The sequence below is a fragment of the Citrobacter sp. Cf132 genome (genome assembly GCF_030333885.1).
In the GTDB taxonomy this organism is placed as follows: domain Bacteria; phylum Pseudomonadota; class Gammaproteobacteria; order Enterobacterales; family Enterobacteriaceae; genus Citrobacter; species Citrobacter freundii.
In genome coordinates this window covers 39,743-55,107 of sequence record NZ_JAOWFA010000052.1, presented here as the reverse complement: position 1 = coordinate 55,107, position 15,365 = coordinate 39,743, and the positions used below count along the sequence as shown (strand labels likewise).

The 15,365-nt window shown below is 53.5% G+C and carries 16 protein-coding genes and 3 tRNA genes; 13 read left to right on the top strand and 6 right to left on the bottom strand.

Annotation, left to right across the window (positions count from 1 at the left end; translation table 11 throughout):
• The first annotated feature begins 11 nt into the window (after positions 1-11).
• Positions 12-248, top strand: coding sequence for a DUF1435 domain-containing protein (locus tag OGV85_RS10370; RefSeq protein ID WP_003019100.1), 237 nt, complete (start codon positions 12-14; stop codon positions 246-248).
• 40 nt (positions 249-288) lie between these two features.
• Here the strand turns inward: OGV85_RS10370 and OGV85_RS10365 are convergent.
• The 4 genes from OGV85_RS10365 to rsmC form a co-directional block, all read right to left on the bottom strand.
• Positions 289-374, bottom strand: a tRNA-Leu gene (locus OGV85_RS10365).
• A gap of 32 nt (positions 375-406) precedes the next feature.
• A tRNA-Leu gene (locus tag OGV85_RS10360) sits at positions 407-492 on the bottom strand.
• Positions 493-520: 28 nt separating this feature from the next.
• Positions 521-607: transfer RNA gene (locus OGV85_RS10355), tRNA-Leu, on the bottom strand.
• A gap of 221 nt (positions 608-828) precedes the next feature.
• Complete coding sequence (gene rsmC, locus OGV85_RS10350) at positions 829-1,860, bottom strand: 16S rRNA (guanine(1207)-N(2))-methyltransferase RsmC (RefSeq protein WP_286553499.1); 1,032 nt, start codon at positions 1,858-1,860, stop codon at positions 829-831.
• Between the two features lie 103 nt (positions 1,861-1,963).
• Between rsmC and holD the strand changes: the two genes are divergently transcribed.
• The 8 genes from holD (at position 1,964) to OGV85_RS10310 (ending at position 8,352) form a co-directional block, all read left to right on the top strand.
• Positions 1,964-2,377 carry a DNA polymerase III subunit psi gene (holD, locus tag OGV85_RS10345; protein WP_003837254.1) on the top strand — a complete coding sequence of 138 codons (414 nt, stop codon included), beginning with the start codon at positions 1,964-1,966 and terminating at the stop codon, positions 2,375-2,377.
• Complete coding sequence (gene rimI / locus OGV85_RS10340; protein WP_061548378.1) at positions 2,346-2,792, top strand: ribosomal protein S18-alanine N-acetyltransferase; 447 nt, start codon at positions 2,346-2,348, stop codon at positions 2,790-2,792. The genes holD and rimI overlap by 32 nt, the downstream gene beginning before the upstream one ends.
• A gap of 14 nt (positions 2,793-2,806) precedes the next feature.
• Positions 2,807-3,487, top strand: coding sequence for a pyrimidine 5'-nucleotidase (gene yjjG, locus OGV85_RS10335; protein WP_003019088.1), 681 nt, complete (start codon positions 2,807-2,809; stop codon positions 3,485-3,487).
• A 92-nt stretch (positions 3,488-3,579) separates the two neighbouring features.
• A complete protein-coding gene (gene prfC, locus OGV85_RS10330; RefSeq protein ID WP_003019086.1) occupies positions 3,580-5,169 on the top strand; it encodes a peptide chain release factor 3 in 1,590 nt (529 codons plus the stop codon).
• Between the two features lie 308 nt (positions 5,170-5,477).
• Complete coding sequence (gene osmY / locus OGV85_RS10325) at positions 5,478-6,095, top strand: molecular chaperone OsmY (RefSeq protein WP_003019084.1); 618 nt, start codon at positions 5,478-5,480, stop codon at positions 6,093-6,095.
• 127 nt (positions 6,096-6,222) lie between these two features.
• The gene (locus OGV85_RS10320) at positions 6,223-6,384 is read left to right on the top strand and encodes a DUF1328 domain-containing protein (protein WP_003019081.1); all 162 of its coding nucleotides are present in this window, start codon (positions 6,223-6,225) and stop codon (positions 6,382-6,384) included.
• Between the two features lie 121 nt (positions 6,385-6,505).
• The gene (locus OGV85_RS10315) at positions 6,506-7,579 is read left to right on the top strand and encodes a patatin-like phospholipase family protein (RefSeq protein WP_003837277.1); all 1,074 of its coding nucleotides are present in this window, start codon (positions 6,506-6,508) and stop codon (positions 7,577-7,579) included.
• Complete coding sequence (locus OGV85_RS10310; protein WP_003019050.1) at positions 7,576-8,352, top strand: metal-dependent hydrolase; 777 nt, start codon at positions 7,576-7,578, stop codon at positions 8,350-8,352. The genes OGV85_RS10315 and OGV85_RS10310 overlap by 4 nt, the downstream gene beginning before the upstream one ends.
• 36 nt (positions 8,353-8,388) lie before the next feature.
• Here OGV85_RS10310 and OGV85_RS10305 read toward each other — a convergent pair whose 3' ends face one another.
• Both OGV85_RS10305 and OGV85_RS10300 read right to left on the bottom strand, forming a co-directional pair.
• Entirely contained in the window at positions 8,389-9,252 is an 864-nt protein-coding gene (locus OGV85_RS10305) for a YjjW family glycine radical enzyme activase (RefSeq protein ID WP_003019049.1), read from the bottom strand.
• Positions 9,224-10,774, bottom strand: coding sequence for a YjjI family glycine radical enzyme (locus OGV85_RS10300; protein WP_061548377.1), 1,551 nt, complete (start codon positions 10,772-10,774; stop codon positions 9,224-9,226). Before OGV85_RS10300 ends, OGV85_RS10305 begins: the two co-directional genes overlap by 29 nt.
• Before the next feature lie 261 nt (positions 10,775-11,035).
• Here OGV85_RS10300 and deoC point away from each other — a divergent pair, with 261 nt between their 5' ends.
• The 4 genes from deoC (at position 11,036) to deoD (ending at position 15,348) form a co-directional block, all read left to right on the top strand.
• A complete protein-coding gene (gene deoC, locus OGV85_RS10295; protein WP_003019042.1) occupies positions 11,036-11,815 on the top strand; it encodes a deoxyribose-phosphate aldolase in 780 nt (259 codons plus the stop codon).
• 112 nt (positions 11,816-11,927) lie between these two features.
• Positions 11,928-13,250 (top strand): thymidine phosphorylase, encoded by a 1,323-nt coding sequence (gene deoA, locus OGV85_RS10290; RefSeq protein ID WP_003019040.1) that lies wholly within the window; start codon positions 11,928-11,930, stop codon positions 13,248-13,250.
• Positions 13,251-13,301: 51 nt separating this feature from the next.
• Positions 13,302-14,525, top strand: coding sequence for a phosphopentomutase (gene deoB, locus OGV85_RS10285; RefSeq protein WP_061548376.1), 1,224 nt, complete (start codon positions 13,302-13,304; stop codon positions 14,523-14,525).
• Positions 14,526-14,628: 103 nt separating this feature from the next.
• Positions 14,629-15,348: a purine-nucleoside phosphorylase gene (gene deoD, locus OGV85_RS10280; RefSeq protein WP_000224864.1), complete on the top strand. Its 720-nt coding sequence runs from the start codon at positions 14,629-14,631 to the stop codon at positions 15,346-15,348.
• Positions 15,349-15,365: the final 17 nt, after the last annotated feature.

Here is a 15,365-nt window from a genome sequence, read left to right as displayed (position 1 = left end):
TAGGTGGAATCATGTTGCAACGTACGCTGGGCAGTGGATGGGGTGTTTTGCTGCCGGGAATGCTGATTGCCGGGATGGCATATAGCGACCTGTCGGTCTACGTATGGAAGGTGATGATTGTATTAGGATTACTACTGACTTCGCTCATGTTGTACCACAAGCGTTTACGGCACTTTGTTTTGTTACCTTCATGCGCGGCGCTGATAGGTGGCATTGTTCTGGTAATGATGAACTGGAATCAGGGATGAACAAAACTAGAGAAGGAAATCGAGAGGGAAATAAGATAATTGGTGCGAGGGGGGGGACTCGAACCCCCACATCCTAAGGACACTAACACCTGAAGCTAGCGCGTCTACCAATTCCGCCACCTTCGCACAGTCATCTTATTTTTTTGATATCGCCTCGTTGGTGCGAGGGGGGGGACTCGAACCCCCACATCCTAAGGACACTAACACCTGAAGCTAGCGCGTCTACCAATTCCGCCACCTTCGCCCAGTGCGAGCAATATCAACGTGGATTATGGTGCGAGGGGGGGGACTTGAACCCCCACGTCCGAAAGGACACTAACACCTGAAGCTAGCGCGTCTACCAATTCCGCCACCTTCGCATACCATCGACACTCAAAAAGTATCGTTACCACGGAGGCGAATTCTAGAGATTTTATGCAGGGCGTCAACTGTTAATTATCGAACTTAACGTGATTGCCGAAAAAAAAGGCGTTTCTTCGGCTTTGGCGTTTTATGCAGGCCGGATAAGCGATAGCGCCATCCGGCGTTGCTCGATGTCACGCCGGATGTCGGCGTAAACGCCTTATCTGGCCTACAGCGGTTAGGCTTTTTTCGCCTGGCGCGTCATGATGGTGCGATAGACCTTGAAGCGCCCGGTCTGCGCGATAACTTCGTGGAAGCCAAACACTTCATCCAGAACCTTCGGATAAGGCAGGAAGGCGTTTGCCACGATACGCAGTTCACCGCCACTGTTCAGATGACGCACGGCGCCGCGAATGAGCGTTTGCGCGGCATCAAGGCTGGTCTGCATTCCGTCGTGGAACGGTGGGTTGGAGATGATCATATCAAATCGGCCCGTTACGTCAGAAAAGACGTTACTGGCGATGACGTCACCTTCAATGCCATTGGTTGCAAGCGTTGCACGGCTGGCTTCAACGGCGGCGGCGCTAACATCGCACAGGGTTAAGCGCACTTTCGGCGAGTGGCTGGCTAAGGCGACGGAGAGAACGCCTGCGCCACAGCCGACATCCAGCACTTTGCCTTTGGTGTGCGGCGTCAGCGTGGAGAGCAGCAGTTGGCTGCCAACATCCAGGCCGTCACGGCTGAAGACGCCCGGCAGCGTTTTGATGGTCAGATTTTCTGTCTGGTATTCATCCCAGTATTTTTCTGCATCAAAGACCGGCTGTTTTTCCAGACGACCGTGGTACAGGCCACAGCGACGTGCGCTGTCGACTTTGTTTAACGGTGCGTATTCGGCCAGCATCTGCTCTGCGCTACGTACGCCGCTGCGATTCTCACCGACAACAAAAATATCGGTGCCAACCGGTAACAGCGACAGAATGTTCATCAACTGGAACTGGGCTTCTGGCTTATTCTTTGGCCAGTAGTAGATCAGCGTATCGCTATCGGCAACGTCATCGGCCTGCGCGACGAGGCTGAAGCGGACGTTGTCGCCCATCTGGCGGTTAAGCACCTGCCAGTGGTGAAGTTGCTGAGTGTGCGCTCGGCTGGCGGCACTTTCAAAATGGGCAGGCAGGTCATCCTGCAAATCACCGGCAAACAGAATACGGCTTTGTTCGAAATCATCACTGTGGCGCAGCAAGACTTCACTTGCCGGGGTAAAAGCAGACATGGAATGCTCCTTAAATTGTACAGCGGGGGATTATAGTTGTTTGATGGCACGGATTCGACAAATTTGCTATATTTGCGCCCCTGATAGACAGGAGTGTTTCGCTATGACATCCCGACGAGACTGGCAGTTACAGCAACTGGGCATTACGCAGTGGTCGTTGCGTCGTCCTGGCGCACTGCAGGGCGAGATCGCGATTTCCATTCCTGCGCATGTCCGTTTGGTGATGGTTGCTGCACAGTTACCCGCGCTAACCGAACCATTGATGAGCGATATTTTACGCGCATTAACCGTCAGCCCGGATCAGGTTTTACAACTGACGCCTGACCGTGTCGCCATGCTGCCGCAAGGCAGTCGCTGTAATAGCTGGCGGCTGGGAACCGAAGAGCCGCTGCTGCTGGAGGGCGCTCAGGTCGAGAGTCCTGCGTTTAATGAATTACGGGAAAACCCAGCGGCACGCGCCGCGTTATGGCAACAAATCTGCGCATATGAACACGATTTCTTCCCTCGAACCGACTGATTTACCCGCAGCATTTCATATTGAAAAACGCGCCCACGCTTTTCCGTGGAGTGAAAAAACATTTGCCAGCAACCAGGGCGATCGCTACCTCAATTTTCAGTTGAGAGTTGATGACGTGATGGCGGCTTTTGCGATTATGCAGGTCGTGCTGGATGAAGCTACGCTGTTCAATATTGCCGTCGATCCTGACTTTCAGCGCCGTGGGCTGGGGCGTGAGCTGTTGGAGCATTTGATCGATGAGCTGGAAAAGCGTGGCATTTTGACGCTGTGGCTTGAAGTGCGCGCCTCGAATGTGGCCGCTATCGCGCTGTACGAAAGCTTAGGCTTTAACGAGGCGACAATCCGTCGCAATTACTATCCAACGGCCGATGGTCACGAAGACGCCATCATCATGGCGTTGCCAATCAGCATGTAAGACAAGGTGTAATGATGAAGAAGTGGGACTGGATTTTCTTTGATGCCGACGAAACGCTGTTTACATTTGACTCGTTTACCGGCTTACAGCGGATGTTTCTCGACTATAGCATTACCTTTACCGCTGAAGATTTTCAGGACTACCAGGCCGTGAATAAACCGCTGTGGGTGGATTACCAAAACGGCGCGATTACCTCATTACAACTGCAGCATGCCCGTTTTCAGAGCTGGGCCGAACGCCTGAAGGTTGAACCGGGCCAACTTAATGATGCATTCATCAATGCGATGGCGGAGATCTGCTCGCCGTTGCCGGGGGCGGTTTCTCTGCTCAATGCGATTCGTGATAAAGCGAAAATCGGCATCATTACTAACGGCTTTACCGCGTTGCAGCAAATCCGCCTTGAGCGGACGGGGCTGCGCGATTATTTCGACCTGCTGGTGATTTCTGAGCAGGTTGGGGTGGCAAAACCTGATTCCCGTATTTTTGACCATGCGCTGGAGCAGGCGGGCAATCCTGACCGTTCTCGCGTGCTAATGGTGGGTGACACCGCAGAGTCCGATATTCTTGGCGGCATTAACGCCGGGCTATCCACCTGCTGGCTAAATACGCACCACCGCGAGCAGCCAGCGGGCATTCAGCCGACCTGGACCGTAGCGTCATTAAGCGAACTGGAGCAGCTCCTGTGTAAACACTGATTGCCTCCCCCCCGTTGATGGGTAAAATAGCCGCAATTTTTCGTATTCAACTTGCCCGGCCCGTTGCCGTGCTTACCTAAGAAGATTTGACTATGACGTTGTCTCCTTATTTGCAAGAGGTGGCCAAACGCCGCACTTTTGCCATTATTTCTCACCCGGATGCCGGTAAAACGACAATTACTGAAAAGGTACTGTTATTCGGACAGGCCATTCAGACCGCCGGTACGGTAAAAGGCCGTGGCTCCAGCCAGCATGCAAAATCTGACTGGATGGAAATGGAAAAGCAACGTGGTATCTCCATTACCACCTCTGTGATGCAGTTTCCGTATCATGACTGCCTGGTGAACCTGCTGGACACCCCGGGGCACGAAGACTTCTCCGAAGATACCTATCGTACTCTGACGGCGGTGGACTGCTGCCTGATGGTTATCGATGCTGCAAAAGGCGTTGAAGATCGTACCCGTAAGCTGATGGAAGTTACCCGTCTGCGCGATACGCCGATCCTGACCTTTATGAACAAACTCGACCGTGACATCCGCGATCCGATGGAGTTGCTGGATGAAGTTGAGAACGAACTGAAAATCGGCTGTGCGCCGATCACCTGGCCGATTGGCTGCGGTAAGTTGTTCAAAGGTGTCTATCACCTTTATAAAGATGAAACTTACCTGTATCAGACCGGTAAAGGCCACACCATTCAGGAAGTGCGTGTTGTTAAAGGTCTTAACAACCCGGAACTTGATACTGCCGTGGGTGAAGACCTGGCGCAGCAGCTGCGTGACGAGCTGGAGCTGGTGCAGGGCGCGTCCAACGAGTTCGACCATGAGTTGTTCCTTGCGGGCGAAATCACCCCGGTCTTCTTCGGTACCGCGTTGGGTAACTTCGGCGTTGACCATATGCTGGACGGCTTAGTGGAGTGGGCGCCTGCGCCGATGCCGCGTAAAACCGACACCCGCGTCGTCGAAGCCTCAGAAGAGAAGTTCACCGGTTTCGTGTTTAAAATTCAGGCCAACATGGACCCGAAACACCGTGACCGTGTGGCGTTCATGCGTGTGGTATCCGGCAAGTATGAGAAAGGCATGAAAATGCGCCAGGTGCGCATTGGTAAAGACGTGGTGATCTCCGACGCACTCACCTTTATGGCCGGTGACCGTTCTCATGTGGAAGAAGCGTATCCGGGCGATATTCTCGGCCTGCATAACCACGGCACTATCCAGATCGGCGATACCTTTACCCAGGGCGAAATGATGAAGTTCACTGGTATTCCGAACTTCGCGCCGGAGCTGTTCCGTCGTATTCGCCTGAAGGATCCATTGAAGCAGAAACAGCTGCTGAAAGGGCTGGTTCAGCTGTCAGAAGAGGGTGCAGTGCAGGTATTCCGTCCGATCGCCAACAACGATCTGATCGTCGGTGCGGTGGGTGTGCTGCAGTTTGACGTGGTGGTTTCACGTCTGAAGAGCGAGTACAACGTTGAAGCGATTTATGAATCCGTCAACGTGGCGACTGCGCGCTGGGTAGAATGTTCTGACGTGAAGAAATTCGAAGAATTTAAGCGTAAGAACGAAATTCAGCTGGCGCTGGATGGCGGCGATAACCTCACCTATATCGCGCCAACCATGGTTAACCTGAATCTCACCCAGGAACGTTACCCGGACGTTCAGTTCCGTAAAACACGCGAACACTAATCGACCTTCCAGGGCACGGTATCCGCCGTGCCCTGCAACTTTTCCTGTCTTTTAAATCCCTTGCGGAATGTTCTTAAAACCTTGCGTTTTTCTTTTGTTTGCCTGTTTTTTAGTCAATTCGGGCAGCGATCACGAAATCCTGAACTATATTTAACAATGTGATGACATAAATATCGGCGTTAAATGCTTTTTAGGCTGCCTGTTGCAGCTTCTATTGCTGATATTTATTCCACTTACAAAATTAGTTGCTGGTTCAGGCCGTGTAACGGCAGAGCCTGGCTTTTAGCAAAACATACAGGAATACATCGATGACAATGACAGGACTTAAGATTTCTAAAACGCTGCTGGCCGTGATGCTGACCTCCGCTGTTGCAACGGGTTCTGCTTATGCAGAAAACGCCACGATGGATAAAGCGCAATCCGGCGTCGAAAGTGCGGGGCAGAAAGTCGATAGCTCTATGAACAAAGTCGGTAATTTCATGGATGACAGCACCATCACCGCGAAAGTAAAAGCCGCGCTGGTGGACCACGATAGCATTAAGAGCACCGATATTTCCGTCAAGACCGATCAGAAAGTAGTAACGCTAAGCGGCTTTGTTGAAAGCCAGGCGCAGGCTGAAGAAGCGGTGAAAGTGGCGAAAGGCGTTGAGGGTGTGACCTCCGTTAGCGACAAACTGCACGTGCGTGATAGTAAAGAAACCTCCGTTAAAGGCTATGCGGGCGATACGGCAATCACTAGTGAAGTAAAAGCCAAGCTGCTGGCCGATGATATTGTCCCATCCCGCAAAGTGAAAGTTGAAACCACCGATGGTGTGGTACAGCTTTCAGGAACCGTTGAATCACAAGCTCAAAGCGATCGCGCTGAGAGCATCGCCAAAGCGATTGATGGCGTGAAAAGCGTTAAAAACGATCTCAAAACTCACTAATTAGACTTAATTCGCCCTCCTGACGTTTGTCGGGAGGCGTATTGTGCACCACACTGAAAATATCGCCGATGGGTAGCCTGAGCGCTCATATCAAGCGGTGAAATTAACTATGGTAAAGGAGAAGCATATGTTTCGATGGGGCATCATATTTCTGGTTATCGCGTTAATTGCCGCTGCACTGGGTTTTGGTGGACTGGCGGGTACCGCTGCAGGCGCAGCGAAAATTGTTTTTGTGGTGGGTATCATTCTGTTTCTGGTCAGCCTGTTTACCGGGCGTAAACGACCCTAGTACGTAAACCGTAAAGATAACTTGCTACTGAGCCAGTCCAGCGGACTGGCTTTTACGGTTTTAGCTGCAGGCAATTTGCGTTACTTTGTTGTCCTATTACAAAAACAACAGGAAGGCAGAGGTGGGGCAGAGAATACCCGTCACGCTCGGTAATATCGCGCCGTTATCGTTACGTCCGTTTCAACCTGGCAGTATGGCGCTGGTGTGCGAGGGCGGGGGACAAAGAGGCATCTTCACCGCAGGCGTACTGGATGAATTCATGCGCGCGCAGTTCAATCCCTTTGATCTCTTCTACGGGACGTCCGCTGGTGCGCAAAACCTTTCAGCTTATCTCTGTAACCAGCCCGGTTACGGTCGTAAAGTCATCATGCGTTACACTACCCGACGTGAGTTTTTTGACCCGGTGCGCTTTGTGCGCGGGGGAAACTTAATCGATCTCGACTGGCTGGTGGATTCGACCTCGTCCCAAATGCCGCTGGCGATGGACAACGCTGAGCGCTTGTTTGCCGCGGGGAAAGCGTTTTATATGTGCGCCTGTCGGGGTGATGACTACACGCCGGGCTATTTTTCGCCGAACCGGCAAAACTGGCTCGATCTTATTCGTGCCTCCAGCGCGATTCCCGGGTTCTACCGCACAGGGGTTGTGCTGGACGGCGTGAATTACCTGGATGGGGGCGTCAGCGACGCCATTCCCGTGCAGGAAGCGGCGAAGCAGGGGGCGAAAACGCTGGTGGTTATCCGCACTGTGCCTTCGCAAATGTATTACACCCCGCAGTGGTTCAAGCGTATGGAACGCTGGCTGGGCGAAAGCAGCCTGCAACCACTGTTGAATCTGGTGCAGCACCATGAAGCCACCTATCGCGCGATTCAGAGCTTTATTGAGAAACCGCCGGGCAAGCTGCGTATCTTTGAGATCTACCCTCCCAAACCGCTCCACAGCATGGCGTTGGGAAGCCGTATTCCGGCCTTGCGGGAAGACTACAAAACCGGACGTCTGTGCGGTCGTTACTTCCTCGCTACCGTCGGCAAACTGCTGGGGAAAAACGTGCCGCTGCCTCGTCAGACGCCGAAGATTGTGGTGCCGGGACCGGTGGTGGTTCCTCCCGCACCGGTGGCCAACGATGCCCACGCGCCGGTGGTGGCCAATGCGCCTCAGGCCAACGATACAACGTTTAATAATGAGGATTTGGCGTGAGTTATCGTTTTATCGATACGCACTGTCACTTTGATTTCCCGCCGTTTACCGGCGATGAACCTGCCAGCATTCAGCGCGCGGCGGAGGTTGGTGTACAGAGCATTATCGTTCCGGCCACCCAGGCGGCGAATTTTTCCCGTGTACTGGCGTTAGCGGAAAATTATCCTCCATTATTTGCCGCGCTTGGTTTACATCCCATTGTTATTGAACAACATAGTGATGACTGCCTGGACCAGTTGCAGCAGGTGCTGGATAAGCGCCCACAAAAGCTGGTGGCGGTAGGTGAGATTGGATTGGATCTGTATCGCGACGATCCGCAATTCGACAAGCAAGAGCGGGTGCTGGAAGCGCAACTTAAGCTGGCGAAGAGGTACGAACTGCCGGTGATCCTGCATTCGCGACGCACGCATGACAAGCTGGCGATGTACCTTAAACGCCATGCTTTGCCACGAACAGGCGTGGTGCATGGGTTTTCCGGGAGCGTGCAGCAGGCCGAACGCTTTGTGCAACTGGGATACAAAATTGGCGTGGGCGGCACCATTACCTATCCGCGTGCCAGTAAAACCCGCGAGGTAATGGCGCAGCTGCCGCTGGAGTCGCTGTTGCTGGAAACCGACGCGCCGGATATGCCGCTCAACGGCTTTCAGGGGCAGCCTAATCGCCCGGAGCAGGTAGTCAGAGTCTTTGACGTCTTATGCGAACTGCGCCCGGAACCTGCGGACGTGATCGCTGACGCGCTGTATCGTAATACCACGGCGTTGTTTGATTTTTGAATTCCGGATGCGGCGCTATTGCATCGCATCCGGCTATCACAGGTACAGCGCCGGAAAAATCAAATTATCCACCCCGCGTTCGCGCAATCTTTGCGCCAGGTGTTCCACATCCTCCGGCGTGGCGCTCGGCCAGTCCTTCGCTTCGCCATACACCCCGTGCGCATGAAAGGCATTCAGCCTTACCGGCACGTCACCTGAACCTCTGATAAACGCCGCCAGCGCATCAATATGCTGTAGATAATCCACCTGACCAGGGATAACCAGCAGGCGCAGTTCCGCAAGTTTCCCTTGCCCGGACAGAAAGGTAATGCTTTGTTTAATCAGCGTGTTATCGCGACCGGTCAACTGACGATGACACGTGCTGTCCCAGGCTTTTAAATCCAGCATTACGCCGTCGCACACCGACAGCAGCTTCTGCCAGCCGGTTTCGCTCAGCATGCCATTGCTGTCGACCATACAGGTCAGGTGTTGCAGTTGCGGATCGGTTTTGATCGCACGAAACAGCGCCACAATAAACGGTAGCTGGGTTGTCGCTTCGCCGCCGCTGACCGTAATTCCCTCAATAAACAGTGCTGCCTTGCGAATATGCTGCAGCACCTCATCAACGCTCATGGTCTGCGCCATCGGCGTGGCCTGCTGGGGGCACATATGAAGGCAGGTGTCACACTGCTGACACAAATCGGACTGCCACCACACTTTCCCCGCGCTCAGGCTCAGCGCCTCATGCGGGCAATGCAGCACACACTCCCCGCAGTCGTTGCAGCGCCCCATCGTCCACGGATTGTGGCAGTTTTTACAGCGCAGATTACATCCCTGCAGAAACAGAGCCAGGCGACTGCCCGGCCCGTCGACGCAGGAGAAAGGGATAATCTTACTTACCGAAGCGCATCTGCTGTTCATGGCTAATCACGCGAGGTTGTCGTTCCAGAATGCGCGTATTACGCGCGGCTTCTTCGCCAAGCCAGGTGGTGTTGGTGCGAGAACCTTCGGCGCGATATTTTTCCAGATCCGACAGACGCACCATGTAACCCGTAACGCGAACCAGATCGTTGCCGCTCACGTTGGCGGTAAACTCACGCATCCCGGCTTTAAATGCGCCGAGGCACAGTTGTACCAGCGCCTGAGGATTGCGCTTGATGGTTTCATCCAGCGTGAGAATGTCGCTGATCCCGGCGTGATAAAACGCGTGATGTGGCGCGACGGTTTGCAGATGAGTGATCGGGTCTGGTTCATCGCCGTAAGGCAGGCGTGCACCCGGTGTGGTGCCGATGTCAGAACTGATCCCCGACTGTGCATGCAGCATCGCGCGCTGCTTCCAGCCATATTTCACCGGGGTGCTTTCGACAAACTCCGCCAGTTGGGCGCTGATGCGATAGCCAAGCTGATTGGCGAACTCATCTTTTCCGTAGCGCGCATTTTGTCCCGCCTTATCGCACAGTAGATTCACCGCCTCCGCCAGGCCATACATGCCGAACATAGGCACAAAACGTTCGGGATCAATCAACCCTTCCTGCACGAGGAAGCTATTCTCAAAGAAATGTGATTTTTCATAGAGGAATTCACATCGTGAATCAATGATGGCGATTTGCTGTTGGCAATAGTGCGGTAGGGTGCGCGTAAAGAAGTCATCGACAGAGGCGCTGCGCTCTGCGATGGCTTTCAGATTAAGCCTGACCAGCGTGCTACCACCCCCGGCGAGCGGCAAAGAGTTGTAACAGCTGACGACGCCATACTGACCTTTTGTGAAAATTTTATCATTTTCAGGGCCGTTGGAAATATGTGGCTTACTGCACTCGCAGATATTTTTCGCCACGCTGAGCAGCAGATCGTCAGGTGTGATTTGCGGGTCATAAATGAATGTCAGATTAGGCGAAACCTGCTTTAACTCTGCATCTGCGCGTAAAATTGCACGGGTAACTGGAGTATCGGTGGGGCCGATGTTGGCATGCATAAACGCGTCTGGCAGGGTTCTGTCGAGATAACGCCAGAAACGTTTTATTCGAATATCGATCTCTTCTTGTGTTAGAATTCTAACATATGGTTGCAGCAGAGCATCGAGCTGGCCGAGATAAACCGGCATCGACGTCACTGACGGAACGTGGTGGTACAGGATGGTGAGTAAGGATAACGCGTCATCAAGATCCTTTGCCCCTTCCAGCTCCAGCCACGATGAACCATTGGCCAGAAAACGCGCGTAATCGGGTAAAACGTAGCGCGGTTTGAACGGGGCATGACCTTCGTACATATCGCAGATTACCCCATCATCCAGCGCCTGACGTGCCTGTGCAGGTAGTTGCGGATAAGGCAGCGCGTTTTCAGCTTCCAGCGCCAGAAAGTGGCGTTTCTGCTCAGGGCTGAGCACCGGGCTGGTCACGATTTGTTGGCAACGCTGTTGCAGCGCGAGTTCGCTTGAAGTGGGCATCGTTGATTCCTTTTTGTCCCGAAGGTGTAACGCCATTGTAGAAAGCAACGCCGCCACAACCTTTGATCCGGATGCGCCTGATGCCACCGCATCCCTTTAGAAAAGGTAATTTATTTGAAGTAGATCTCATTAGAGTAATGCAAATCTGTATGTGGTTTTCATTAACTGTGATGTATATCGAAGTGTAATAGCGAGCGGATGTTAGAATACTAACAAACTCGCAAGGTGAAATTTTATACGGCGATGCCGTTGGAGAATGTTATGACCGATTTAACAGCAAGCAGCCTGCGTGCACTGAAACTGATGGACCTGACCACCCTGAATGACGACGACACCAATGAAAAAGTGATCGCGCTGTGTCATCAGGCGAAGACCCCGGTTGGCAACACTGCCGCAATCTGTATCTATCCGCGTTTCATCCCTATTGCGCGTAAGACTCTGAAAGAGCAGGGTACGCCGGACATCCGCATTGCAACCGTCACCAACTTCCCGCACGGCAACGACGACATCGAGATTGCGTTGGCGGAAACCCGCGCGGCGATCGCCTACGGTGCCGATGAAGTTGACGTGGTGTTCCCGTACCGTGCGCTGATCGCCGGTAATGAGCAGATTGGTTTTGATCTGGTTAAAGCTTGCAAAGACGCGTGTGCGGCGGCAAACGTGCTGCTGAAAGTGATCATCGAAACCGGTGAGCTGAAAGAAGAAGCACTGATTCGCAAAGCGTCTGAAATCTCCATCAAAGCCGGTGCTGATTTCATCAAAACGTCTACCGGTAAAGTGCCGGTCAATGCGACGCCGGAAAGCGCACGCATCATGATGGAAGTGATCCGCGACATGGGTGTTTCTAAAACTGTAGGTTTCAAACCGGCTGGCGGCGTGCGTACTGCAGAAGATGCACAGCAATTCCTGGCGATTGCTGATGAACTGTTTGGCGCTGACTGGGCTGATTCTCGTCACTACCGTTTTGGCGCATCCAGCCTGCTGGCTAGCTTGCTGAAAGCGCTGGGTCACGGCGACGGCAAGAGCGCAAGCAGCTACTAAGCCCGTAGGCCGGATAAGGCGCAGCCGCCATCCGGCATTAAGACGACTGCCGGGTGGCGCGTTGCTTACCCGGCTTACAACGGCCTTCTACTCTTTTCCCCTGGGGGTTACCGTGTTTCTCGCACAAGAAATTATTCGTAAAAAACGTGATGGTCATACGCTGAGCGATGAAGAAATTCGTTTCTTTATCAATGGCATTCGCGACAATACCATTTCTGAAGGGCAAATCGCCGCCCTGGCGATGACCATTTTTTTCCACGATATGACAATGCCTGAGCGTGTTTCGCTGACCATGGCAATGCGTGATTCAGGAACCGTGCTGGACTGGAAAAGCCTGCAGTTGAACGGCCCGATTGTGGATAAACACTCTACCGGCGGCGTAGGTGACGTAACGTCACTGATGTTAGGCCCGATGGTTGCTGCGTGCGGCGGCTATATTCCGATGATCTCCGGGCGTGGCCTGGGGCATACCGGCGGTACGCTCGATAAACTGGAAGCGATTCCTGGATTTGACATCTTCCCGGACGACGCGCGTTTCCGTGAAATTATTAAAGACGTGGGTGTGGCGATTATTGGGCAAACCAGCTCGCTCGCACCGGCGGATAAACGTTTTTATGCCACCCGCGATATTACCGCGACGGTGGATTCCATCCCGCTGATTACCGGTTCCATTCTGGCGAAAAAACTGGCGGAAGGGCTGGATGCGCTGGTGATGGATGTGAAAGTGGGCAGCGGTGCTTTTATGCCGACCTACGAGCTTTCTGAAGCCCTTGCTGAAGCGATTGTCGGCGTGGCAAACGGTGCGGGTGTACGTACCACCGCGCTGTTAACTGATATGAACCAGGTGTTGGCCTCCAGCGCAGGTAACGCGGTCGAAGTCCGCGAAGCGGTGCAGTTCCTGACCGGTGAATACCGCAATCCACGTCTGTTAGACGTCACCATGGCGCTGTGCGTGGAAATGCTGATCTCCGGCAACCTGGCGAAAGATGACGCCGAAGCCCGTGCGAAATTGCAGACGGTGCTGGATAACGGCAAAGCAGCAGAGATTTTTGGTCGCATGGTGGCGGCGCAAAAAGGCCCGACAGATTTCGTCGAAAATTATGCGAAGTACCTGCCGACGGCAATGCTCAGCAAAGCGGTATATGCTGATACTGAAGGCTTTGTCAGCGCGATGGATACCCGTGCGCTGGGAATGGCGGTTGTTTCCATGGGTGGCGGTCGTCGTCAGGCATCGGACACCATTGATTACAGCGTTGGCTTTAGCGATATGGCGCGTCTGGGCGACAGCGTAGACGGACAGCGCCCACTGGCGGTGATCCACGCCAAAGACGAAGCCAGCTGGCAGGAAGCGGCGAAAGCGGTCAAAGCGGCAATTAGCCTTGACGATAAAGCGCCAGAAATTACACCGACAGTCTATCGTCGTATTACCGAATAACTGTATACTGATCTGATCGCTTTTTTGCGGCGCAGATGTATGGAGAACAAGATGAAACGTGCATTTATTATGGTGCTGGACTCCTTTGGTATTGGTGCGACTGAAGATGCGGATCGCTTTGGCGACGTAGGTTCAGACACTATGGGACACATTGCAGAAGCCTGTGCGAAAGGTGAAGCTGACAATGGTCGCAAAGGTCCACTGAATCTGCCTAACCTGACCCGTCTGGGCCTGGTGAAAGCTCACGAAGGTTCTACTGGTAAAATTGCTGCTGGCATGGACGGCAACGCGGAAGTGATTGGTGCCTACGCATGGGCGCATGAACTTTCTTCCGGGAAAGACACGCCGTCTGGCCACTGGGAAATCGCGGGTGTTCCGGTTCTGTTTGACTGGGGATATTTCTCCGATCACGAAAACAGCTTCCCGCAAGAACTGCTGGATAAACTGGTAAAACGTGCCAACCTGCCGGGCTACCTCGGCAACTGCCACTCTTCCGGTACCGTGATCCTGGATCAACTGGGTGAAGAGCATATGAAAACCGGCAAGCCGATTTTCTATACCTCCGCTGACTCCGTGTTCCAGATTGCCTGCCACGAAGAGACTTTTGGCCTGGATAAGCTCTATGAGCTGTGCGAAATCGCCCGTGAAGAGCTGACCGAAGGTGGTTACAACATCGGTCGTGTTATCGCCCGTCCGTTTATCGGCGATAAAGCCGGTAACTTCCAGCGTACCGGTAACCGTCACGACCTGGCCGTTGAGCCGCCAGCACCGACCGTGTTGCAGAAACTGGTCGACGAGAAAGACGGTCACGTGGTTTCCGTCGGTAAAATCGCGGATATCTACGCTAACTGCGGCATCACCAAAAAAGTGAAAGCCACCGGTCTGGACGCGTTGTTCGACGCCACCATCAAAGAGATGAAAGAAGCCGGTGATAAGACCATCGTCTTCACCAACTTCGTTGATTTCGACTCTTCCTGGGGACATCGTCGCGATATCGCCGGTTATGCTGCGGGCCTGGAACTGTTCGACCGCCGTTTGCCTGAGTTGATGGAGCTGGTGGGTGAAGATGACATTCTGATCCTGACCGCTGACCACGGCTGCGACCCAAGCTGGACCGGCACTGACCATACCCGTGAGCACATTCCGGTACTGGTTTACGGCCCGAAAGTGATACCAGGTTCTTTAGGTCACCGTGAAACCTTCGCGGATATCGGTCAGACGCTGGCGAGCTACTTTGGTACGTCGCCGATGGACTACGGTAAAAATATGCTCTGATGCAATTGCCCGGTGGCGCTTCGCTTACCGGGCCTACGGTTTTGTAGGCCGGGTAAGGCGCAGCCGCCACCCGGCAAAAACAACAATATAAAAGGAACTGAAGATGGCAACTCCACATATTAATGCAGAAATGGGTGATTTCGCTGACGTCGTATTGATGCCGGGCGACCCGCTGCGTGCAAAGCATATTGCTGAAACTTTCCTCGAAGATGTTCGTGAAGTGAACAACGTTCGCGGCATGTTAGGCTTCACCGGTACTTACAAAGGCCGTAAGATTTCCGTAATGGGCCACGGTATGGGTATCCCGTCCTGCTCCATCTACACCAAAGAGCTGATCACCGACTTCGGCGTGAAGAAAATCATTCGCGTAGGCTCCTGCGGCGCTGTGCGTATGGACGTTAAACTGCGTGACGTGGTTATCGGCATGGGCGCTTGCACCGACTCCAAAGTTAACCGTATCCGTTTTAAAGATCATGACTTTGCAGCTATCGCTGACTTCGACATGGTGCGTAACGCAGTTGATGCGGCAAAAGCGCTGGGTGTAGACGCTCGTGTGGGCAACCTCTTCTCCGCTGACCTGTTCTACTCTCCGGACGGTGAAATGTTCGACGTGATGGAAAAATACGGCGTTCTGGGCGTGGAAATGGAAGCGGCGGGTATCTACGGCGTGGCGGCGGAATTCGGTGCGAAAGCGCTGACCATCTGCACCGTATCCGACCATATCCGTACCCACGAGCAGACCACTGCCGCTGAGCGTCAGACGACCTTCAACGACATGATCAAAATCGCACTGGAATCCGTTCTGCTGGGCGATAAAGAGTAAGTTTTGTTGTGGCCCGG

What these genes read in the sequence shown, in the direction of transcription:
- holD (WP_003837254.1), top strand. Translation starts at nt 1,964, where the DNA reads ATGACATCCCGACGAGACTGGCAGTTACAGCAACTGGGCATTACGCAG.
- deoD (WP_000224864.1), top strand. Translation starts at nt 14,629, where the DNA reads ATGGCAACTCCACATATTAATGCAGAAATGGGTGATTTCGCTGACGTC.
- OGV85_RS10320 (WP_003019081.1), top strand. Translation starts at nt 6,223, where the DNA reads ATGTTTCGATGGGGCATCATATTTCTGGTTATCGCGTTAATTGCCGCT.
- prfC (WP_003019086.1), top strand. Translation starts at nt 3,580, where the DNA reads ATGACGTTGTCTCCTTATTTGCAAGAGGTGGCCAAACGCCGCACTTTT.
- rsmC (WP_286553499.1), bottom strand. Translation starts at nt 1,860, where the DNA reads ATGTCTGCTTTTACCCCGGCAAGTGAAGTCTTGCTGCGCCACAGTGAT.
- OGV85_RS10370 (WP_003019100.1), top strand. Translation starts at nt 12, where the DNA reads ATGTTGCAACGTACGCTGGGCAGTGGATGGGGTGTTTTGCTGCCGGGA.
- deoB (WP_061548376.1), top strand. Translation starts at nt 13,302, where the DNA reads ATGAAACGTGCATTTATTATGGTGCTGGACTCCTTTGGTATTGGTGCG.
- yjjG (WP_003019088.1), top strand. Translation starts at nt 2,807, where the DNA reads ATGAAGAAGTGGGACTGGATTTTCTTTGATGCCGACGAAACGCTGTTT.
- OGV85_RS10300 (WP_061548377.1), bottom strand. Translation starts at nt 10,774, where the DNA reads ATGCCCACTTCAAGCGAACTCGCGCTGCAACAGCGTTGCCAACAAATC.
- OGV85_RS10305 (WP_003019049.1), bottom strand. Translation starts at nt 9,252, where the DNA reads ATGAACAGCAGATGCGCTTCGGTAAGTAAGATTATCCCTTTCTCCTGC.
- rimI (WP_061548378.1), top strand. Translation starts at nt 2,346, where the DNA reads ATGAACACGATTTCTTCCCTCGAACCGACTGATTTACCCGCAGCATTT.
- osmY (WP_003019084.1), top strand. Translation starts at nt 5,478, where the DNA reads ATGACAATGACAGGACTTAAGATTTCTAAAACGCTGCTGGCCGTGATG.
- deoC (WP_003019042.1), top strand. Translation starts at nt 11,036, where the DNA reads ATGACCGATTTAACAGCAAGCAGCCTGCGTGCACTGAAACTGATGGAC.